Genomic DNA, 22583 nt, shown 5'->3' with positions numbered 1-22583 from the left:
CGCCTAATGGCGCTCTTTGTCTCTCTCATTTAGTATTTATGCTTCAAAGCCCATAAGTGTAATAACTCATTGGCAATGGTCGCTGCGGCAATCGCCGTTAATTCACTTTGGTCATAAGATGGTGATACTTCAACCACATCCATACCGACCATATTAATGCCTTTCAATGCACGAAGTACTTTAAGTACTTTATCGCTAGTTAAGCCACCACACACTGGTGTGCCAGTACCCGGCGCGAATGCTGGATCAAGACAGTCAATATCAAAGGTTAGATACACAGGTAAGTCACCCACGCGCGCTTTAATTTGCTCTGCAATATCTTGCGCTGGCAAATCATTAGCAGCCATTGCATCAATCACTGCAAACTCATGCTTGCTCTGATCAAAGTCAGTACGAATACCGATTTGAATGCTGTGATCAACATCTATTAGTCCTTCCATCGGTGCATGATAAAACATAGTACCATGATCATAACGTGAACCATTGCTGTAAGTATCGGTGTGGGCATCAAAGTGAACTAATGCCATTTTACCGTGCTGTTTAGCATGAGCACGTAGTAGTGGCAAAGTCACAAAGTGATCGCCACCTAGGCCCAATAATGTTTTACCTTGACGAAGAATTTGCTCGGCCGCTAATTCTAATTGCGCGGTAAAATATTCTGGGTCGCCTACTGGGTAAGTAAAATCACCGGCATCAGCTAATTTTAAGCGCTCAAATAATGGGAACGTCCAAGGATACTTGGTTTCTTCCCATGCAAGGTGCACTGAAGCACGACGAATTGCATCAGGGCCTAAACGTGCACCAGGGCGACCTGAGGTCGCTAAGTCAAATGGTAAACCTAGCACCACCACATCGGCATCGATTGCAGTGATGTTTTGCACCATCGGCTGACGTAAAAACGTCATGCCGTTTGAGTACAACGAATGATCTGTGTGGTCAAACAATGTCGACATTGCTTATAACTCTTCTAAATAAGTGTAACCGTTTAAGCCAGTTTGCAGCTCATCTAATACGCTTTGCTGCTCAGTTTCTGGCAATTTAGCTGCCACCAGCTGGGCATAAGACTGCTGGAAGCTTTCTACATCTAAATGCACGTAACGCATCATGTCAGCAACGGTATCACCTTCGTTAATCTCGGTGATTTGCGCCTGACCTTGTTCATCCATTTTTATGATTGCACTGTGCGTGTCGCCAAATAAGTTGTGCATATCACCTAAAATTTCTTGATAAGCACCTACTAAGAAAAAGCCCATTAAATAAGGTTTTTCTTCGCTAAATGCAGGTACTGGCAATGTGCTTTCAATACCTTGACCGTCTACATAGTGCTCCATAGCACCGTCTGAGTCACAGGTAATATCAAGTAACACGGCACGCTTTTGTGGTGCTTCTGTTAAACCACTTAAAGGCAGAACCGGAAACACTTGGTCAATGCCCCATGCATCCGGTAATGACTGGAACAATGAAAAGTTCACAAAAAACTTATCTGCTAATCGCGCATTTAATTCATCAATAATTGGGCGATGAAAACGGTTTTTGTTATCCATATGTTTGTTAAGCTCATAACATACACGTAAGTTAACTTGCTCCGCCCATGCTCGCTCAGTTAAATCTAATAAACCAAGTGCAAACTGATTATGTGCCTCAGCTAAATCGCCTTGGCTATCATGATAAATTTCGATTAATGCACGGTCATCATTGTCATCACTTAACTGCTGCCATGATGTCCACATATTTTTTAATAATAGTGGTGCATCAGCGGCTGGCGCTTGAATGTCTTCTGGTACATAGCTTTCGGTGCCAATAACATTTGAAATCAATACGGCATGGTGCGCTGTTAATGCACGACCTGACTCAGAAATAATGCGCGGCATTGGCTGCTCATATAACTTACATGTGTCACCAATGGTGTATACGATGTTATTAGCATATTCACTTAGGCTGTAGTTCATTGAGTTATGAGACTGGCTACGAGTGCCGTCGTAATCAACCGCTAAACCGCCGCCCACATCTAAGCAATCAATTTGTGCTCCTAACTTGCGTAACTCGCAGTAAAAACGCGCAGCTTCGCTCACACCTAAACGCACATCACGGATGTTTGCCATTTGCGAACCTAGGTGAAAGTGTACAAGTTGGATCAAATCGAGTTGATCAGATGCTTTTAAGCGATTAACCACGCTCAATACTTGCGATGCAGATAAACCAAATTTTGATTTTTCGCCACCACTTGCTTGCCATTTACCCTTACCTTGCGATGCTAAACGTACGCGAATACCAATGCGTGGTTTTACATTTAACTCTTTTGCTTGGCTAAGCACCATGTCTAGTTCAGATAGTTTCTCGAGTACAATGTAAACCTTATGGCCTAGCTTTTCGCCAATCAGTGCTAAACGAATGTATTCTTGGTCTTTGTAGCCATTACATACAATCACCGCACTGGTTTTTTCAGCCATTGCTAATACGGTTAATAGCTCAGGCTTACTACCCGCCTCTAAGCCCAATTGTTTCTTTTCAATATCAGCTTGGCTTGCAACAATTTCTTCAACAACTTCGCGTTGTTGATTTACTTTAATTGGGTAAACAAGCAAATAATCTTTCGGGTAACCATAGTTCTCAATTGCTGTGTTAAATGCCTGACACAAGCTATGTACTCGATGATGTAAAATTTGTGGAAAACGAACCAACGCAGGTAAGCTTAAGCCTTTGTCTTGTAATTGCTGTGCGATATCGATTAGTGCAATGGTTTGCTCTGGGGCATGGGCCTTTGGCGCAACATACACATCACCTTGATCATTAATACCAAAGAAACCTTGGCTCCAATGACGAACATTGTAACTCGTGCGAGCTTGTTCTAGTGATGTTGTTTCTTTCATCTATCTTTCTCTTTATTTTAGTAATGCCAAAATTGGCAAGCGGTAATTGCGCGCATTAAAAGAAAAATAGTGATTCAAGTCCAACAAGAATTTTTACTCGTAACGAGTGATTTTTGATGTGAAAAATTAATCGTTTATCGACTAATAATTTTAAAGTCTAAACAGACAGTTAAACTTTGGTGCTTAAGGGATAACTTTGTTTATTTCATCTGCTTTAGTAGAGCTTGAACCAAGCTGCCGCCATGCCTCATACTGCTCATTATTCACCCAGGTAATCCCTATATATTCCTGCCAATGTTGAAAATCTTTCGAGCGATACCTTTCAAGCCCACAACCACCTGCTGCAAACGCTGTTCGACAAAGCTTTACTGTAAGGTATGTGCCATCATAGCTAAGTTGTGTTCGTTCTTCAGAACAGTAACTCATAAGGCGAGTAGGAAATGTAACAATGACTCTGGAGGTTATCTTGCCAGCATCATTAAAAACACCACTAAGAGACTGGCATGAGTTTAAGTAAAACTCGGCGTTATCAATAATAAGGTCGGGTTGTTTGTTTTGTAGCTGTTCAGGTATTGTGTGTTTTTTATCACACGCAATGAGCAGCAAAGCTATAAAAAGCCACATGACCTGCAAGGATTGTTTAGTAATAACGTTAACCTCACAAAAACAAAGCTTTAAATAGCTCTTACAATTACTGATTAAGTCCCAGTTCCATAAATAAACTTTGCGGGCTGTCAGTATAGTTGCCAAATGGACCACAACGATGAAAGCCTAAATTTTCATACAAACTAATTGATTCAGTTTGCTTAGGACCCGTTTCAAGACGAATTAGCGGGATTTGTTGTTCACCAGCATGATGCAATAAGATTTGCATAATTCGGCGAGACAAACCTTTACCTCGATAACTAGGTTTCACATACAGGCGACGGATTTCGCCGTACGGTGGGTTGCCTTCTTGCATCACAATCGCTCCGCAGGCAACAATACCATCTTCATTTTTTAAACCTATGGCGTAAACATTAGGCTCAGCTAACTCTTCAACACTTAATGATTGAGCTGTAGCTACGGGGTATAAAGAGTTAATGAGTCGGTCTATATCAGCAAACACGTTTACTACTTCTGGATCATCTGGATTTAAATCGACTAACTGCATAAAACTCCCATTTTTATATGTCTTTTTTGTTAATGATGTTAATAATAGTATCGGATATTAGTGTGATCCTCTACTGTTGTTTTCATTATTCGTTTTTATAGGTACTATCAGACAGTCATGGTATCGCTTAGTTCATCCCGATGTAACTGAAAATACGTTCAAATGATAAAAAACAACGTTTAACGTGAGTAGCCTTGCGGGTTGCCTAGCAGGTTAGTTGTAACTAAAAATCAATGTTCCGTAAATTAAGTTTACATTAGAATTTTTCGCTAACTTAAGACATTAATACCAGTGAAGCGGTATTGCTTAATATCTAAACAATTCACTTCACAATGATTTGTTAACAAACTAACTCACCTTAACCTCTTAAATTAATCAGTATGCCTGCTTGCTACAATTTTGCTCAATAAACACTTTGTTACGGAAAAAGACTGTTCAAACATATTGAAAACCCTATACTGCAAACAAGAAGAAATAAGATGAGGTTATCTCGTGCAGTTTACTCAAGGTATGGAATACTTCTTTTCTGGCTTTAAACTAATTAGCCAAAAGGGGTTAAAACGTTTTGTACTTATTCCTTTATTAATCAATATCCTGCTTTTTGGTAGTTCGCTGTTCTTTTTGTACGGCTGGCTAACTGATGGCTTTGCTTACATGAACTCATTGCTACCAGAATGGCTGAGCTGGCTTGAATGGTTAATGTGGCCGATTGCTGTGCTTGTCATTTTATTTAGTTACAGCATGCTCTTTACCGTTATTACGAACTTTATTGCAGCCCCATTCAACGGCTTGCTCAGTGAAAAAGTCGAACTTTACCTGACAGGTCAAAAAGTCAACGATGATGGTCTGCTTGATACAATGAAAGATGTGCCACGCATGCTAGGCCGAGAATGGACAAAACTTTGCTATTACCTGCCGCGCGCTATAGGCTTTTTTATTCTACTATGGATTTTACCTGTGATTGGGCAAGTTTTATGGGTGCTATTCACCTGTTGGATGTATGCTATCCAATACGAAGATTATGCCTTTGATAACCATAAAATTAGTTTTAATGCCATGAAAGATGACTTAAAACAAAAGCAAACCTTATCATATGGCTTTGGTTTAGCAGTGATGCTCTTAACAGCAATCCCCATTGTAAACCTTATTGTTATGCCGGTTGCTGTATGTGGTGGAACCCGGTTATGGGTTGAAAATTACCGCAGTAAATACCGCTCATAACTTTAACCACGTTAAGCTGATTTCAAATAAAAAAGGCCAATCGAATTGCGATTGGCCTTTTTTAATTTCAAATTGATGTTAACTGTAGAGGCTTTGTGGCACCTTAGTTACATTTAAATGAACGGTCACTTCTTCACGATCATGATATAAATGTTTTGCTTGTAGCTCGTAACTTACACCGTACTTTTCAAGCTCTTCTTTAATCATTTTTAAGCATTCATAGACACTGTCAAAACGCTTCTTCATCGGCAACTTTAAGTTGAAAATCAGCTCGCGGGCATAAGCATTTACTGCCCAGTCAATCATAAGATTCGTTACTTTAGCTGGCTTTTCTACCATGTCGCACACTAACCAGTCGATATTGCGCTTTTCAGGGCGATATTTAAAACCATCGACTCTAAAGTGTTTAACCTGCCCTGTTTCCATTAAATCATCATTCATTGGACCATTATCGATAGCGCTAACAAACATTCCACGGCGTACTAACTGATAAGTCCAACCTCCTGGGCACGCACCTAGGTCAACACCACGCATGCCTGGTTGCATGCGCTCTTCAGCTTCATGAGGTGGAATGAATACATTAAATGCTTCATCTAATTTAAGTGTAGAGCGGCTCGGTGCATCACTTGGCATGCGTAATCGCGGAATACCCATAAAGAATGGCGAATTATTAAATGTATACGAATACCCCACATAAGCGCTGTTATTAGCTAAAAATAACACATGCATGACTGGTTTTTTCTGGGCAAGTTCACGTGTAACCTTTGCACGTTTTTCAAGCGACTTTTTAAGTGGTGTCGAAATCTTTTTGCAGAACTTAGAAAGCTCTTTACCCTCGTTGGTGTCGGGTGTTTCTACACGTAAGTCACCACACTCAGGAAAGTCAACGGTTGCATCAGCAATGGCACTAACGCGGTCTTCAAGTGGCATATTATCCACTAACGTGCCTGTAAACCACTGGCGGGCAAATACCATGTTTTTAAAATCTACTTTTTTTATGATCTCATCGCCGTGGCTTGCATCAAAACATTCGTACACAACAATCCCTGTATTTGGTTTTGTTTTTACGTACCCCGCAAAACCTTGCTCGGCAGCCTGAAAAGTAATTTCAGCAGCGGCATCATTTTCAAAACCACTTCGGCAATAAATAACTACACTCGACATAGATACCCCTTAAAACTTATATCGTGCGGCTTGAACTAACAAAATAGCCCAACCAATAATAAAACAAACGCCGCCAATTGGGGTGATAGGCCCAAGCCATTTCATGCCCGTTAATGCGAGTAAATACAAACTACCGCTAAATAACACAGTACCTGCAATAAAAAAACCACCAGCCCAAGTCAGGTTCATTCCCCACTTAATTAAGATAGCAATCGCTATAAGCGCAAGACCATGCACCATTTGATATTCAGCAGCGGTTTTAAAAATACCAATTGCGTATTCTGATACGCGACTTTTTAAACCATGAGCAGCAAATGCGCCTAGTATTACAGAGAACATACAAAATATACTGCCTGTCATTAAATACAGTTTTATCATTTTTTCTCTCCAATTAAATTAGCCATAAACTGCACAGCGTAATCCGCAGCCTGCTGTAGGTTTTCTTGTTCTGTGATACCACTTTTTTTACGAGGTTTTAGTGAATGGTCACCATCTCTTAGCCATTTGATTTCTGGCGGGTTAACCATTTCAAGCTCAGCAAGCTCTTGTTGATTACCAAACGTATCGCGTTCACCTTGTAGGACTAAAAATGGGCATGGCATATCAACAAAATGTTCTATGCGAAGTTTTTCAGGTTTACCCGGTGGGTGAAAAGGATAACCAAAAGCCACAACGCCAGCAATATTGGCCAAACCCTGCTCAGTACAAAGCATAGAAGCCATGCGCCCGCCCATCGATTTGCCGCCAATAAATAGCGGCAACTCTGGCTGATGCTCAGCTAAAACTTCGGCAAAATATGCAAGCAGCTTAGGTGCGCGATCAGGAGGTCTGCGCTTACCTGTCTCTTTAGCAATTTGCATATACTGAAAATCAAACAACGCCACATCAATATTTTGCTGACTAATCAATTTAGCCATTGTTTGCATAAATTCGGAGTCGCTACCTGCCCCTGCTCCGTGGGCAAATATAAATTGTGCACGCGCCTTTCCCGTTGCACTTTTAAACCACTGTAACATGTTAATACTCTTGTTCTTGCTCTACTAAGCTCAGCATCCAGTCTTTGAAGGAAACAATTTTACCAAGCTCTGTTTGTGATTCGCGGATCACTAAATAGTAAGCATTTTTACTTTCTAATGAGTGATTAAATGGAATGACGAGTCGACCCGCATCAATATCGGGCTTTGCTAATACGCTATTACCAATAGCGACACCCTGCCCATGTACCGCAGCTTGCAGCACCATAGACGAGTGACTAAAAATTGGCCCTTGGTTAACTTGCACATTTCGTACGCCAGCTGTTTTCATCCACGTTTTCCAGTTTTTACGGGTCGTATCATGCAATAAGGTATGATTCGCCAAATCACTCGGTTGATTAAGCGGTTTTGGGCCTGTTAACAATAATGGGCTACATAACGGCACTAAGTATTCAGTGTGCAGTTTATAAGTTTGCACCCCACTCCAGTGGCCACGACCATAGTAAATAGCAATATCGACATCGTCAGAAAGTGAATTTTCGTCCTGATCTTGCGCTTTAATTCGCACGTCGATTTCTGGGTGTAATTCATTAAATAAACTAAGTCTGGGTACTAACCATTGAATCGCAAAACTTGGCGTCAAACTTACTGTCAGAGAACCTTTCGCACCTCGTGCTAGCAATTTCTCTGTGGCATCAATCAGCTGGGTAAAAATCTCTTTAATATCTAGAAAGTAACCTTGCCCTTCTTCAGTTAACAGCAACGAGCGATTTTTACGTAAAAACAGTTTTAAGCCTAGATGCTCTTCTAAGGTTTTAATCTGGTGACTCACCGCAGCTTGCGTGACATACAACTCCTCAGCCGCTTTGGTAAAGCTCAGATGACGAGCAGCAGCTTCGAAGGCTTTAAGCGCATTTAAGGGAGGTAAACGACGAGACATAAACACCAAGCTTTGAATTAGTTTTTCTTATGCATCGATTATAGCGACACAAATAAAAAAAGGCGACCTTGGTCGCCTTTTTCGTACTTAAATACTTATAATTATATCATTATAAATCGCTTGCACTGGTATCGAGTGGTGCAAAGCTCTTAACTAAGTCATCAACCGCTTTCATTTGCGATAAATAACCTTCAAGCTTACTTAGTGCTAAAGCACATGGGCCGTCACATTTTGCTTCATTCGGATTAGGGTGCGCTTCAATAAACAAACCTGCAATACCTAATGCCATGCCACTGCGAGCAAGTTCTGCAGCTTGTGCACGGCGACCATCTGCAGAGTCAGCTCGGCCTCCTGGGCGCTGTAATGCGTGCGTTGCATCAAAAATTACTGGCGCCATAGGCTTCATGTCATCCATACCAAGCATATCAACCACAAGGTTGTTATAACCAAAGCTAGTACCACGCTCACACAGTGCAACATTGTTGTTGCCCGCTTCATTAAACTTTTTAATGATATGACGCATTTCGTGCGGTGCTAAAAACTGTGGTTTTTTCACGTTGATGATGGCACCTGTTTTTGCCATCGCTACAACTAAGTCAGTTTGTCGAGCTAGGAATGCAGGTAACTGAATTACATCAACAACTTCAGCAACTGGTGCTGCTTGATGTGGCTCATGTACGTCGGTGATAAGCGGCACGTTAAAAGTAGATTTAATTTCTTCAAAGATTTTTAAACCTTCTTCCATACCCGGACCACGGTATGAGTTAATTGAAGAGCGATTAGCTTTATCAAAAGACGCTTTAAACACGTATGGAATGTTTAGCTTTGACGTTACTTCTACGTAATGTTCAGCAATACGCATTGCTAAATCACGTGATTCAAGTACGTTCATACCACCAAACAAAACAAATGGTTTGTCGTTGGCTAATTCAATCTCGTTAATTTTAATTAACTGGTTGTTCATTTCTATTCCTTAGGGTGCAACAGCTTGTAGCATTAATCCACAAATATAAGCCATGTAAGTACCTACACCATAGCCCAAAACAGCAAGTAATACACCTACTGGCGCAAGTGACGGATGGAATGCTGATGCAACAACGGGTGCTGATGCCGCGCCACCTACATTTGCTTGAGAGCCTACTGCCATATAAAACAATGGTGCTTTAATTAATTTCGCGACAATAAGCATTAAGCTTGCATGGGTAATCATCCAAATCACACCCAGTACAAAATACATAGGTGAGTCAAAAATCGCGGTAATATTCATGTGTAAGCCAATTGAAGCAACAAGGATATATAAAAAGCTTGATGCTACTTTTGAAGCGCCAAAAGCTTCAATATGACGAACTTTAGTAAACGATAAACTAATACCAATTGTGGTTGAGATAACGATTAACCAAAAGAATTTACTGTTTAAACTATACTCTTGCGCCCAAGGGAAGTTAGCGCCAAAAAACGGACCTAAAAAGTCGGCACAAAAGTGCGCAAGGCCAGTAATACCAAAGGCAATAGCAATGATCGTCATGTAATCATTTAAGGTTGGCATACGTGCATGCTCTGCGTGATATTTCTCTACACGCTCTTTAAGCTCTTCAATCGCACGGGTATCTGCGCCCGTTTTTGCATCAATCGCTTTATGATTTGCAGCCATTAATAGCAATACGGCCATCCATAAGTTTGCCACAATCACATCAACGGTAACCATTGCAGAGAAGATGTCGCCGCCTACTTCAAACATTTCTTTCATTGAAGCTTGGTTTGCACCACCGCCAATCCAACTACCAGCAATGGTTGTCATACCGCGCCAAACCGCATCAGGGCCATGACCGCCAACGGCCTCTGGGTAAACTGCACTCATCACTAAAATAGCAAGCGGTCCGCCAATAACAATACCCATAGTACCCGTTAAGAACATAATTAGTGCTTTTGGACCAAGATTAAGAATTGCCTTTAAATCAATGCTAATAGTAAGCAATATCAAGCAAGCTGGCAGTAAATAACGTGATGCCACAAAATAAACATTTGAAGAGTGGCCATCAACAATACCAAAGGTATTTAGTAACGAAGGTAAAAAATAACAAAGTAGTAATGCGGGTACATACTTATAAAATTTTTGGCAGGCAGCATTATTACTGTGAGAGGTTTTAAAAATAAACCCCAAAATAACGGCAAGCAAACCAAGTACGACTGCGTCATTGGTAATTAGCGCACTGTGGGCGTCAGTCATAAATGTTCCTTTAAATTAGTGGTGTGTATTATTATTGTCTTCTATTTCAGCAATTTGGTGCTGAATTATTTCAATAGCAGGATCATCTGGGCATTCATTCACAAAATACTGAAGATCATCTCTTGCCATTTTTGGGCAATCTAACTGATTAAGAAGATAACCCCGATCACGACGCTCATAAGGGTCATCCCCTAATAATTCCATGAGCATCTCTACACAATGAAGTGCATGACCAAATTTACTTTCGCTGATAAACGACCATTTTTGTTGAGCTAGGTAAAGCTTATATAGCTCTTCATCAAATACTAGCTCCAGCGGCTCTTGTTCATCACCATTTTCTTCGCACGCGTTTTCTGGGGTAATATACCAACTTTGTTGGCCTGTACTAGGCTCAATTAAGTAGCCCTCTTCATCACTTATACCTACATGTACATGCACTTCTCCTTGACTCAAGGTAACACTCGCGTCAAGTTCAGCATGCTGTATTAAGTGGCAAAGTAAAATAGCCAACGTTGTTTGTGTGCCACTACGCATAGTAATCGTATAGCGAAAACTATTTAATGTATATTCGGGGACTTTTAAACTAGAAACACTAAATAACCAGTGTTGATAAAACGTATCGAGTAATTTATCAAGACGTTCGTGCGGCTCTTTTATTTCAGAACAAAAAGTAGCTACCGTGTCTTCAAGTTGATTTAGTGTCTCGTAGCAAGCCGATAAATCTACTTGCGGATCCCACTTTAATTCAGCATCAATACAACGATAAAGCACTTTAGATGAATATGCATCGAAGGCTTCATCTTGATAGGATTCATTTTGATCTTCAAACCAAGGAATGGTCATTTATACTGCAACATCTATTTCAAAAAAGAGCAGCTAGTTTACCTACTTTTGACCTAAGTTACCAATACTGAGCGATGAGATAAAAAAAAGCGGTACGATGGCGCACGTCATCAAAATACCGCTTAGAGATTCTTACAGAAGAAGTGCTGTTTTAGCAGAAGCTAAATAGCCAATTGCTAATAAGATGACTGTGGTGATCGCAAGTAAAGCGACTTTCATACCCTGTGCGCTTTGTTTTGCTGCAACAACGCCAAGTACAATGTAAAGGATCACTAGAATGATCTTTTCTAATAACCACGATTGCTCTAGAGGGTTAAAGCCCGCCATAACAATTAATGCAACGGCTGATACAAGTAATAAAGTGTCGATACTATGACTACCAATAAACACCACTTTATTTTTTGCTAAAGCGCCCGTCTTTAAACGTGAAAAAGAGCGAACATAAAATAATACTATACTCAACACGGCAAATAACATGTGAGTATGCTTAACTGCTAAATAATCCATACGACCCTAAACTTGTTTTAATTAATCTGGATAACGTACAAGTACGTCTTCTAATTCTTGAACGCGTTCATTAAACACATCAATCAACTTGGGATCAAATTGTTTACCCTTTTGTGCGTTTATTTCTTTTATAACATCATCAAGCGACCAAGGCTCTTTATAGCAGCGCTTATGACGAAGTGCATCATACACATCTGCAAGTGCAACAATTCGGCCAGCTATAGGAATATCTTGCCCTTTTAAACCTTTTGGATACCCTGCACCATCCCAACGCTCGTGATGCGATAAAGCAATAGTAGCTCCAACGTTAACAATTTCTCGTTTAGAGTCTTTCAAAATACTATGGCCTTTTTCAGCATGCTGCTTCATCACAGACCATTCATCATCTGTAAGTGGTCCAGGTTTGTTTAATATAGAATCTGGGATACCTACTTTACCAACATCATGAAGTGGCGCAGCAAGGCGAATTAACTCTGCTTCTCGTTTGTCTAAGCCATAGCCTATCGCCAGCTCATAACAAATATGCGATACACGTTTTACGTGGTTGCCTGTTTCTGTTGAGCGTTGTTCGAGTGCTTCGCTTAGCCTAAACACTAGCTCTTGTTGTGTTGCTTCTATTTCTGATTGTAGTTGCACATTTTCGTAGGCTAACTGTACATTTTGCGAAAAAATTTCGATTAGATGGCGCTGTGTGTCGGTAAGGTGTTTTGGAATACCTGATATAAATAACATTGAGTTATGATTGAACTCACTGCAACAATAGGCAAATAAGTAGTTTTCTCGATAAACAATGGTTTTTTCTTTTAAGGCTTGTTGGCAGGCTTGCAGTTGCTCATCATTAAGCACATCTTCAATCGCCTTACCCTCACTGCGTTCAAACTCACCACTGCCCGAAAATACCACTAACTTCTTTTGGTTATCCTGCGGGTTACTAGCCACTAAACTTGTTGAATACATTGCTTGGTCAACAGTACCGAGCAAAGAAGTAAGCTGCTGCATTACACCTTCGATGAAGCTCTCAAGTGAGTGAGTAGAAAAAATATCGCGTGATGCTTTAATGATTTTTTCAAGACCCAAGCGTGACTGCTCAATCGATAAAATGTCTCGATACGACCGTAAACTCGACATCACTACCGTAAACAGCTTTTGTGCTGTTAATTCTGTTTTCGACTTATAATCGTTGATATCAAAATTGACTATTACTTGTCGCTCTGGGGCTTGGCCCGGTTGACCTGTTCTTAGGATGATTCGGATATGATTGTTTTTAGCAGTTTCACGGATAAATTTAGCAACCTTTAAGCCGGCATCATCCGTTTCCATAACAACATCAAGTAACACAATTGCCGCATCAGGATGCTCTTGTATAACTTGCTTTGCCTCTTCCCCAGAATAAGCACTTATAAATTCAAGACGCTTGTCTTGAAATTCGAAGTCACTCAACGCAAGCTTTGTTACGGCGTGTACTTCTGGCTCATCATCAACCACGATGACTTTCCAACTACCTTGGAGCACTTCATTTACTTCATCAAGTGCTTCATCCGAAAACAAAAAATCATCCATTATAAGGGATCCTCAAAGGCTATGTACGCACAAGCCTTTTTGTTATTATTTAGGCCATTGTGCAAGTGTTACACGGTCATTACCGCCAAGATCTTTAATTGTAAGTATATGGCTATACGACATTTGTGCAAAAAAATCTTGAACTTTTGCCCGTTGCTGGTAGCCATGTTCAATTAAAAGATAGCCATTTGTTGCTAAATAGTCACGCGCCATAGTAATTATTTGTTTGATGTCAGCCATCCCGTCATCATCTGCGACTAATGCAGATAAAGGTTCAAAGCGCACATCTCCACGGCTCAAATGGTCATCATCATGTTCAATATACGGCGGATTGCTGACAATTAGGTCAAACTTTTCTTTTTTAACTGCACTAAACCAATTACTCAATGCAAAATGAGCATTGTGAATGTTTAGTCGTTGTTTATTTTCTTCAGCTAGTGCAACTGCATCAGCGACCCTATCGACTCCAGTAACCTGCCAAGTTGGCATTTCGCTGGCTAGCGCAAGGGCAATAGCCCCTGTCCCTGTGCCTAAATCAAGCACCTTAGCACCTGCTGGTAATTCTAAACCTAAAGCATATTCAACTAAGGTTTCGGTATCAGGTCTTGGGATCAAGGTTGTTGGATTGACCTTTAAAGGAAGGCTCCAGAATTCACGAAAGCCAACAATATGAGCAACTGGCTCGCCGTTTAAGCGGCGCTGGCATGCTTGTTCAAAAGCAAGTTGTTGCTGTTCGGTAAGTTGTTTTTCTGGCCAAGTGAATAAATAACTGCGGGGTTTATCAAGAATGGATAATAACAATACTTGCGCGTCAAGCTTGGCGCTGTCACTGCTCGGCGTTAATAACGCCGCCGCAGTAACAAGTGCTTGTTCTATGCTTTGCGGCACGATTATTCATCGCCCATCGCAGCAAGTAAGTCAGCTTGGTGTTCTTGCATTAGTGGCTCAATGACACAGCCTAAATCACCTGCAACCACTTCATTTAAACGATAAAGTGTTAAGTTAATGCGGTGATCTGTAATACGACCTTGTGGGTAGTTGTAAGTACGGATACGCTCAGAGCGGTCACCACTGCCCACTAAGTTACGACGTTCTGACGCCTCAGCCGCTTGACGCTTTTCATCTTCAGCTTGTTGTAAACGAGCACCAAGTACAGACATTGCTTTAGCACGGTTTTTATGCTGTGAACGTTCATCCTGACACTCTACAACCACACCTGTTGGAATGTGAGTAATACGAATTGCTGAATCTGTTTTATTTACGTGCTGACCACCAGCACCCGATGCACGGAACGTATCGACTTTAATATCTGCAGGGTTAATCTCAATTGCTTCTGCTTCAGGAATTTCAGCCATCACTGCCACGGTACAAGCAGATGTATGAACACGACCTTGCGATTCAGTCTCTGGTACACGTTGAACACGGTGAGCACCCGATTCAAACTTCAGCTGACCATACACGCCTTCACCAGAGATATGCGCGATGACTTCTTTATAACCGCCATGTTCACCTTCGTTAGTACTTACTACTTCAACTTTCCACTTTTTAGTTTCTGCGTAGCGGCTGTACATACGGAATAAATCACCAGCGAAAATAGCAGCTTCATCACCACCGGTACCAGCACGAACCTCTAAATAGACATTATTATTGTCTTTCGGATCTTTTGGTAACATCAGAATTTGGATTTCGTCTTCTAATTCGGTAATTTGTGCTTTTGCTTCTTTATATTCTTCTTGCGCCATTTCACGCATGTCAGGATCAGAGTCTTTTAGCATCTCTTCAGCCGTAGCGACATCATCTTGGGCTTGTTGATAGGCTAAAAACGCTTTTACGATTTCTTCTAATTCTGAGTATTCTTTAGATAAGGCACGAAAGCGATTTTGGTCGCTGATCACAGAGGGGTCGCTTAGCAGCGCTTGCACTTCCTCATAACGCTCAACTAAGGTTTCTAATTTTCTATAAACAGACTCTTTCATTTAACGACTATTCCTGATCAATACCTAACATTTTCTTTAATTGGCTTAACTCGGCTGCTTCACCTTTTTTAGCAGCATCTTGAATGGCACGGGTAGGTGCGTGCATCAAGCGGTTGGTCAGTTTATTTGCCAACTCGAGTATAACTTTTTCTGCCTCTTTGCCTGCTTGCAGCTGACTGAGGGCTTTTTCGACAAGTTCTGACTTTATATCTTGTACATCGTTGCGATAATGGCGAATCAAATCCACCGAATCGAGTGAACGCAACCACATAGCAAATTCATCGGTACGAGAGCGAATAATGGTTTGCGCTTGTTCGGCGGCCTGCTCTCGGGCGGCGATATTCTCGCTTACTATGGCTTGTAAGTCATCAACTGAATACAAATAGGCGGCATCTAATTCGCCTACTTGACTCTCGATATCGCGTGGCACTGCAATATCTATAAATAACATTGGTTTATGGCGACGCTTTTTTAGCGCTTGCTCTACCACCCCTTTACCAATAATAGGTAAGGTACTTGCCGTTGAACTAATTACGATATCCGCATCGTGAAGGCGCTCAGGTAGCTGGGCAAGTGCAATCACATCTGCGTTGACATCGCTGGCAAGGGTCTTAGCACGTTCAATAGTTCTGTTGGCAACAGTAATTTTTTGCGGATTATTTTGGTACAAATGTTTAGCAACCAACTCTATTGTTTCACCAGCACCAATAAGCAGTACATTGGTTTTATCTAACTTGCCATATATGTGCTTTGCTAAATTAACCGCTGCGTAGGCAACCGAAACAGCGCTGGCACCGATATCGGTTTCAGTACGAACCTGCTTTGCTACCGAAAAGGTTTTTTGAAACAAGCGATCGAATGTTACACCGATTGCATCGTGAGTCTTTGCATTGTGATAGGCTTGCTTTATTTGCCCTAAAATTTGTGGCTCACCAAGCACCAGCGAATCTAAACCACAAGATACTCGCATTAAATGATTAATTGCTTCGGTACCTTCGTGATAATAGATGTTGTTGCTCAGTTCTTGTTCATCCAAACCGTGGAAACTGGCTAACCAGTGCAACAAGGTTTGGGAATTACGCTCGGCAAGGCTACAATAGATTTCAGTTCGGTTGCAGGTCGAAACAATGACCGCTTCATTGAAATGCGCATGGCCACTTAATTGTTGTAACGCCTCAGACATTTGCTCAGGCGAAAACGCAACTTTTTCGCGTAATTCTACGGATGCGGTTTTGTGATTTATACCAAGTGCTACGATGGTCATATGTACCAAATATTGCTAAGCCCAGCTGTAAAGGCATTAATTTTACCAAAAATCAGCGGAATATGGAAAGTAAGGAACGACATTTGATTAAACAATATTTGATTTTATTCATATTTTTTTTATTTATCAGCGGTTGTGCGCAAAAAATTTCAACGGTTGATTACATTTACCCTGATTGGAAAACCCGCCTAGACCAACAGACTCAGTGGCAAGTACAAGGTAAAATGGCATTTATCAGCACCAAGCAACGCCAATCAGCCAATTTAAATTGGCAACATGATGAACGCAACAGTGACATGGTTTTAACTAGCTTTATTGGCACACGCATTCTGTCGTTACAGCAAAACCCTCAAGGTGCTGTTTTAGAGTATGACGGCAACACTTACACAGATCAGAATGCATCTAGACTACTTTACCGGTTAACAGGCTTTTCAATTCCATTAGATAATGCCGCAAAATGGCTAAAAGGTACTGCACAGAATGAGCAAGCATCATTCGATGAACAAGGTCGTTTAAAAACACTGCTTTGGCAAGCAGAGAATGGTCAACAATGGCACATTACCTATGCAAATTACCGCAAGCAAGATGGTTATTGGTTGCCAGAAAAACTGACTTTAAAAAATCAACATATTCGTATTAAAATTCAACTTAATGATTGGCAGTTACATTAATCATGACACACATTTTAAAGCCCCCTTTCACATTAATCGCACCCGCTAAACTAAACCTATTTTTGCATATTAATGGTCGTCGCGATGATGGCTACCATGAGCTTGAAACCTTATTTACCTTTTTAGAATTTGGTGATGACTTAACATTTACAGTGACCCATGAACCCGATATCACAGTCATTGGCGATACAAATGGCATTGCTTTAACAGACAACCTTATATATAAGGCAGCTCGTTTATTACAGCAGCATTGTGGTTGCCAACAAGGTGCGACTATCGAGCTATTAAAACGTTTACCGATGGGCGGTGGTGTTGGTGGCGGTTCATCCGATGCGGCTACGACCCTACTTGCTCTCAATAAGTTGTGGGAGTGCGATTTATCGCTCGAAGAATTAGCTAAACTTGGGGTGACGCTTGGAGCCGATGTACCAGTGTTTATAAATGGCCACACAGCAATTGCTCATGGTATTGGCGAGCAGCTAGAAAATGTAGAATTACCGCAAAGTTGGTTTTGTGTAATACATCCTGGGGAGCATGTCAGCACCGCGAAAATTTTTACCCATCCTGATTTAAAACGTGACACACCCAAGTTAAAAGTAGACTGGCAAACGGAAAATTTAGGCAATGATTGTGAGCCTTTGGTTAAAAAGCTCTGCCCCGAGGTTGAAAAAGTCCTGCAGTGGTTGCTAAAATACGCCCCGTCAAAGATGACTGGTACGGGCGCTTGTTGCTTTGCTGAGTTTTCAACCCAGGCACAAGCACAACAAGTTTTAGCTCAGTTACCAGATAAATGGACAGGTTTTGTTGCAAGTAGTGCTACACTTTCACCTGCTCATAAAGCATTAAATGCTCACTTTGCTATGAAGTAACGTACAAGTAAATGTTAACCTGCTTTGGTGTCTACCATAGCCTGTTAGTCCCAAAATTCAGTGCCTGAGGAACCCTACCGTGCCTGACATGAAGCTCTTCGCTGGTAACGCAACACCTGAGCTAGCTCAAAAAGTTGCAAAACGTTTGTATATTGAATTAGGCGATGCTGTTGTTGGCCGTTTTAGTGACGGTGAGATCAGTGTTCAAATTAATGAAAATGTTCGTGGTTCTGACGTTTTCATCATTCAATCAACCTGTAACCCTACTAACGATAACTTAATGGAGCTTATCGTTATGGTTGATGCCCTTCGTCGTGCATCTGCTGGTCGTATCACAGCAGTTATTCCATACTTTGGTTATTCACGTCAAGACCGCCGTGTGCGCTCTGCTCGTGTGCCAATTACTGCTAAAGTTGTTGCAGACTTCCTTTCTAGTGTTGGTGTTGACCGCGTATTGACGGTTGATTTACACGCTGAACAAATTCAAGGTTTCTTCGACGTACCAGTTGATAACGTATTCGGTAGCCCAGTGCTATTAGAAGATATGAAAGAACGCGACTTCGATGACGTTGTTGTTGTTTCTCCAGATATCGGTGGTGTTGTTCGTGCTCGTGCTATTGCGAAGCTATTAAATGACACTGACCTAGCTATTATCGACAAGCGCCGCCCACAAGCAAACGTTTCACAAGTAATGCACATTATTGGTGACGTTGAAGGCCGCGACTGTATCATCGTTGATGACATGATCGATACCGGTGGTACATTATGTAAAGCCGCTGCTGCTCTTAAAGAGCATGGTGCTAAACGTGTATTTGCGTATGCAACTCACCCTGTGCTTTCAGGTAATGCCGCTGAAAACATCCGTAACTCAGTAATTGACGAAGTGATTGTAACTGACTCAATTACCTTATCTGATGAGCTTAAAGCAATTGATAAAATCAAAGTGCTTACGCTTGCAGATATGCTTGCTGAAACAATTCGTCGTATCAGCAATGAAGAATCTATCTCAGCGATGTTTGAACACTAATCAACAACGCGAAGATATTCAAAAAGCACCGTCTAGGTGCTTTTTTTGTAGTCGTTATTTATTTTCCCCGAAAGGGGTGGTATGATAGCGCGCCTTTTGGCTGGGGACCTTGGTCGCAAAGGCCCTAAGACTATTAATTATTGGAGACATTATGTCAACTTATACATACAATGCAGAATTACGTACAGAAACAGGTACTGGTGCGAGCCGCCGCCTACGCCGTGAAGATAAAGTTCCTGCAATCCTTTACGGTGCTGACAAAGAAGCTGCATCTATCGTTCTTGCACACAAAGATATGATCAAAGCGCAAGAAGACGAAGGTTTCTACACGCACATCCTTACTTTAAACATCGGTGGCGAGTCAGTTGAAGCTATCCTTAAAGATATTCAACGTCACCCATTCAAGCCTAAGATCACTCACTTAGACTTCCAACGTGTAGATGCTTCTCACAAACTTCACACTAAAGTGCCAGTACACTTCATCGGTGAAGAGAAAGTAACTAAAGCAGGTAACACTGTTGTTCACCAATTAACTGAAATCGAAATCACGTGTCTTCCTAAGTCACTTCCTGAGTTCGTTGAAGTTGACGTTGCAGGCTTAGTAGCTGGTGATTCAATCCACCTTTCTGACCTTAAACTACCAGCAGGTGTTACATCTGTTGAGCTAGCTAAAGGCGCAGACCACGATCAGTCAATTGTTACTGTTAAAGCTAACAAAGCTGCTCCTGCTGAAGACGAAGCTTCAGAAGACGCTGCAGAATAATTTTTAAGGTGTCAACACCTTGAATTCTATTCAAATGCTTGTGGGCCTGGCTAATCCAGGCCCCGAATACGCAAACACACGCCATAATGCAGGTGCCTGGTTCATCGAAGAACTTGCTGCACGTTATAACTGCACACTCAAACACGATCCTAAATATCATGGCCTAACAGGCAAAGTGATCATTCAAGGCCAAGAATTTAAATTACTGATCCCTACTACTTATATGAATTTAAGCGGTAAGGCGGTGAGTAGTCTCGCTAATTTCTTTAAAATTCCTGTCGAAAATATCCTCGTCGCACATGACGAAATGGATCTCGAACCCGGGATTGCTAAACTAAAAAAAGGTGGCGGTCATGGCGGTCACAATGGTTTAAAAGACATTATCGCGAAAATGGCAAACCAAAAAGATTTCATGCGCCTTCGTATTGGCATTGGTCATCCTGGTCACCGTGAAATGGTTACGGGCTGGGTACTGGGTAAAGCCGCGAAAGAAGACCAAGAAAAAATGGATGCCGCAGTTGACGAAGCAGTTCGTTGTATGGAAATTCTTGCAAAAGATGGTGTGTTAAAAGCACAAAACAGACTACATTCATTTAAACCTTAAATCGTTTATTTGAAATTACACAAGGTATCTTACTATGGGTTTTAAATGTGGCATCGTTGGTTTGCCAAATGTTGGTAAATCAACACTATTTAATGCACTAACTAAAGCGGGTATTGAAGCCGCTAACTTCCCTTTCTGTACCATTGAGCCAAACACTGGCGTGGTTCCGGTTCCTGATGCACGCTTAAATGCGTTAGCTGCTATTGTAAATCCTCAGCGTATTTTACCAACAACGATGGAATTCGTTGATATTGCAGGTCTAGTAAAAGGCGCATCTAAAGGTGAAGGTTTAGGTAATCAGTTCCTTGCAAACATTCGTGAAACTGACGCGATTGGCCATGTTGTTCGTTGCTTTGAAGATGAGAACATCGTACACGTAGCAGGCACTATTGACCCTGCAGATGATATTGATGTTATTAATACTGAGTTAGTACTAGCCGATATGGATAGTGCCGATAAAGCACTTGTTCGTAACGCTAAAAAAGCAAAAGGCGGCGATAAAGACGCTAAAGAGCAAAATGCAGTACTTGAAAAGGTAAAAGCACACCTTGATGAAGGTTTAACTCTTCGTTCATTAGAGTTAACAAAAGAAGAAAAAGCAGCAATTAAGCCACTTAACTTCTTAACGATTAAACCGACTATGTACATTGCAAACGTTGCTGAAGATGGTTTTGAAAATAATCCATACCTAGACAAAGTTCGTGAAATCGCTGCTGCAGAAGATGCCGTTGTGATCCCAGTTTGTGCGGCTATCGAATCTGAACTGTCTGAGCTTGAAGAAGAAGACAAGTTAGAGTTTATGGCTGACCTAGGTTTAGAAGAGCCTGGTCTTAACTTAGTGATCCGTGGTGGTTACGAGTTACTTAAATTACAAACTTACTTCACCGCTGGTGTAAAAGAAGTACGTGCATGGACAATTCCAGTAGGTGCAACTGCGCCTCAAGCTGCAGGTAAAATTCACACTGACTTTGAGCGTGGCTTCATCCGAGCACAAACTATCGCTTTTGATGATTATATCGAGTACAAAGGTGAAAGCGGTGCAAAAGAAGCAGGTAAAATGCGCCAAGAAGGTAAAGAGTACATTGTTAAAGACGGCGATGTAATGAACTTCTTATTCAATGTATAAGCAGCTTCGCTGATAAAATTTTAAAAGGCTCGTTACTACGAGCCTTTTTTATTGCTTATCATCTTTTAAACTTGCTACTAACCACCATATCATTTGTCACTCCTAGCTATTTGCTAGATTTAACCGTCTATTCCAAGCAATGGACGCTTATCACGAACTTGGCAAATTGGTATTAGCGCCGATACAGCCAAACATAATTTGACAAAGGATTAAGGATATTAGTGCTGGATTGTTCCGCTGTTAGTTGATTTACTACCAAACCACGTCTTTACTTAAAGAAACAAAGATCGAAATCGAGTGCTCTTTTAGCTGCAATCACTTTAAGAAATAAGTTCTTTTGTTGTTTTTAACAAGCAAACATCCTATAAAAAGAAATTATCTATTTTTGTTGCTTGATTTTTGTTTGAAAATCAAGCAACTTAAAATCAGTATTTAAACAGTTACAAAACACATTGCAGTTTTAAATTGGTAAATAGCAGTCAAAAAAACAGCAATTCAAATGAAATTTAGCCACTTAGCTTAATTTTAATGCAAACAAACACTGATAAGCGTTTTTTTGCAAAAAAGGTGTTGACGGATTTAGGTCATATCAGCATAATACGCCCCGCACTCAGCGATGAAGTGCTAACAAAAAAGATGGCTAAGTAGCTCAGTTGGTTAGAGCACATCACTCATAATGATGGGGTCACAGGTTCAAATCCCGTCTTAGCCACCATTCTTTCTTGTTGCTCAATGAAGAGTTTAAAGTAACTACCAGTACTTTTAGTACGAATGATGCGGGAGTGGCGGAATTGGTAGACGCGCTGGATTTAGGTTCCAGTAAC

At 41.1% G+C, this 22583-nt stretch carries 23 protein-coding genes and 1 tRNA gene; 8 read left to right on the top strand and 16 right to left on the bottom strand.

The features are described 5' to 3' along the window. Positions 1-29: 29 nt before the first annotated feature. From speB to QL229_RS19640, 4 genes are all read right to left on the bottom strand, one after another. Positions 30-953 carry an agmatinase gene (gene speB / locus QL229_RS19655; RefSeq protein WP_063706052.1) on the bottom strand — a complete coding sequence of 308 codons (924 nt, stop codon included), beginning with the start codon at positions 951-953 and terminating at the stop codon, positions 30-32. A 3-nt stretch (positions 954-956) separates the two neighbouring features. Continuing rightward, positions 957-2870, bottom strand: coding sequence for a biosynthetic arginine decarboxylase (gene speA, locus QL229_RS19650; RefSeq protein ID WP_130151368.1), 1914 nt, complete (start codon positions 2868-2870; stop codon positions 957-959). A gap of 183 nt (positions 2871-3053) precedes the next feature. Next, positions 3054-3494 (bottom strand): hypothetical protein, encoded by a 441-nt coding sequence (locus tag QL229_RS19645; protein WP_138557641.1) that lies wholly within the window; start codon positions 3492-3494, stop codon positions 3054-3056. A 67-nt stretch (positions 3495-3561) separates the two neighbouring features. After that, positions 3562-4023, bottom strand: a complete 462-nt coding sequence (locus QL229_RS19640) for a GNAT family N-acetyltransferase (RefSeq protein ID WP_135924151.1) — start codon at positions 4021-4023, stop codon at positions 3562-3564. 492 nt (positions 4024-4515) lie between these two features. Between QL229_RS19640 and cysZ the strand changes: the two genes are divergently transcribed. Further along, positions 4516-5244, top strand: coding sequence for a sulfate transporter CysZ (gene cysZ, locus QL229_RS19635; protein WP_135924150.1), 729 nt, complete (start codon positions 4516-4518; stop codon positions 5242-5244). 78 nt (positions 5245-5322) lie between these two features. On the opposite strand, the gene rlmM is transcribed toward cysZ, so the two are convergent. The 12 genes from rlmM to hemA form a co-directional block, all read right to left on the bottom strand. After that, complete coding sequence (gene rlmM / locus QL229_RS19630; RefSeq protein ID WP_135924149.1) at positions 5323-6408, bottom strand: 23S rRNA (cytidine(2498)-2'-O)-methyltransferase RlmM; 1086 nt, start codon at positions 6406-6408, stop codon at positions 5323-5325. 9 nt (positions 6409-6417) lie between these two features. Further along, complete coding sequence (locus QL229_RS19625; protein ID WP_168246725.1) at positions 6418-6786, bottom strand: DUF423 domain-containing protein; 369 nt, start codon at positions 6784-6786, stop codon at positions 6418-6420. Then, positions 6783-7424: an alpha/beta family hydrolase gene (locus tag QL229_RS19620; RefSeq protein WP_138557639.1), complete on the bottom strand. Its 642-nt coding sequence runs from the start codon at positions 7422-7424 to the stop codon at positions 6783-6785. Before QL229_RS19620 ends, QL229_RS19625 begins: the two co-directional genes overlap by 4 nt. A gap of 1 nt (position 7425) precedes the next feature. After that, positions 7426-8322 carry a transcriptional regulator GcvA gene (locus QL229_RS19615; protein WP_063706073.1) on the bottom strand — a complete coding sequence of 299 codons (897 nt, stop codon included), beginning with the start codon at positions 8320-8322 and terminating at the stop codon, positions 7426-7428. Positions 8323-8431: 109 nt separating this feature from the next. After that, on the bottom strand, positions 8432-9286 hold the full coding sequence (gene kdsA, locus QL229_RS19610) for a 3-deoxy-8-phosphooctulonate synthase (protein ID WP_054561809.1): 855 nt from the start codon (positions 9284-9286) through the stop codon (positions 8432-8434). 9 nt (positions 9287-9295) lie between these two features. After that, positions 9296-10549 (bottom strand): DUF819 family protein, encoded by a 1254-nt coding sequence (locus QL229_RS19605; protein ID WP_135924147.1) that lies wholly within the window; start codon positions 10547-10549, stop codon positions 9296-9298. 15 nt (positions 10550-10564) lie between these two features. Then, positions 10565-11392 carry a tetratricopeptide repeat protein gene (locus QL229_RS19600; protein WP_135924146.1) on the bottom strand — a complete coding sequence of 276 codons (828 nt, stop codon included), beginning with the start codon at positions 11390-11392 and terminating at the stop codon, positions 10565-10567. Positions 11393-11524: 132 nt separating this feature from the next. Then, the gene (locus QL229_RS19595) at positions 11525-11899 is read right to left on the bottom strand and encodes a SirB2 family protein (RefSeq protein WP_135924145.1); all 375 of its coding nucleotides are present in this window, start codon (positions 11897-11899) and stop codon (positions 11525-11527) included. A 21-nt stretch (positions 11900-11920) separates the two neighbouring features. Further along, a complete protein-coding gene (locus QL229_RS19590; RefSeq protein ID WP_135924144.1) occupies positions 11921-13459 on the bottom strand; it encodes a DUF3369 domain-containing protein in 1539 nt (512 codons plus the stop codon). A gap of 45 nt (positions 13460-13504) precedes the next feature. Further along, a complete protein-coding gene (prmC, locus tag QL229_RS19585; protein WP_138557637.1) occupies positions 13505-14347 on the bottom strand; it encodes a peptide chain release factor N(5)-glutamine methyltransferase in 843 nt (280 codons plus the stop codon). A 2-nt stretch (positions 14348-14349) separates the two neighbouring features. Continuing rightward, complete coding sequence (gene prfA, locus QL229_RS19580; protein ID WP_135924142.1) at positions 14350-15435, bottom strand: peptide chain release factor 1; 1086 nt, start codon at positions 15433-15435, stop codon at positions 14350-14352. A 7-nt stretch (positions 15436-15442) separates the two neighbouring features. Next, complete coding sequence (gene hemA / locus QL229_RS19575; RefSeq protein ID WP_171040414.1) at positions 15443-16699, bottom strand: glutamyl-tRNA reductase; 1257 nt, start codon at positions 16697-16699, stop codon at positions 15443-15445. Between the two features lie 83 nt (positions 16700-16782). Here hemA and lolB point away from each other — a divergent pair, with 83 nt between their 5' ends. From lolB to QL229_RS19540, 7 genes are all read left to right on the top strand, one after another. Beyond that, positions 16783-17370 (top strand): lipoprotein insertase outer membrane protein LolB, encoded by a 588-nt coding sequence (lolB, locus tag QL229_RS19570; RefSeq protein WP_138557636.1) that lies wholly within the window; start codon positions 16783-16785, stop codon positions 17368-17370. Between the two features lie 2 nt (positions 17371-17372). Continuing rightward, complete coding sequence (gene ispE, locus QL229_RS19565; RefSeq protein WP_135924139.1) at positions 17373-18239, top strand: 4-(cytidine 5'-diphospho)-2-C-methyl-D-erythritol kinase; 867 nt, start codon at positions 17373-17375, stop codon at positions 18237-18239. A 79-nt stretch (positions 18240-18318) separates the two neighbouring features. Continuing rightward, complete coding sequence (locus QL229_RS19560; protein ID WP_135924138.1) at positions 18319-19266, top strand: ribose-phosphate pyrophosphokinase; 948 nt, start codon at positions 18319-18321, stop codon at positions 19264-19266. A 151-nt stretch (positions 19267-19417) separates the two neighbouring features. Beyond that, positions 19418-20029, top strand: coding sequence for a 50S ribosomal protein L25/general stress protein Ctc (locus tag QL229_RS19555; RefSeq protein WP_135924137.1), 612 nt, complete (start codon positions 19418-19420; stop codon positions 20027-20029). Positions 20030-20048: 19 nt separating this feature from the next. Then, positions 20049-20633, top strand: coding sequence for an aminoacyl-tRNA hydrolase (gene pth / locus QL229_RS19550; protein WP_135924136.1), 585 nt, complete (start codon positions 20049-20051; stop codon positions 20631-20633). Between the two features lie 34 nt (positions 20634-20667). Then, a complete protein-coding gene (gene ychF / locus QL229_RS19545; RefSeq protein WP_135924135.1) occupies positions 20668-21759 on the top strand; it encodes a redox-regulated ATPase YchF in 1092 nt (363 codons plus the stop codon). A gap of 638 nt (positions 21760-22397) precedes the next feature. Further along, positions 22398-22474 (top strand) — tRNA-Met (locus QL229_RS19540). The last annotated feature ends 109 nt before the right edge of the window (positions 22475-22583 follow it).

The organism is Pseudoalteromonas sp. PAR1, assembly GCF_947311895.1.
In the GTDB taxonomy this organism is placed as follows: domain Bacteria; phylum Pseudomonadota; class Gammaproteobacteria; order Enterobacterales; family Alteromonadaceae; genus Pseudoalteromonas; species Pseudoalteromonas lipolytica_C.
This window is presented reverse-complemented; position numbering and strand designations above follow the sequence as displayed.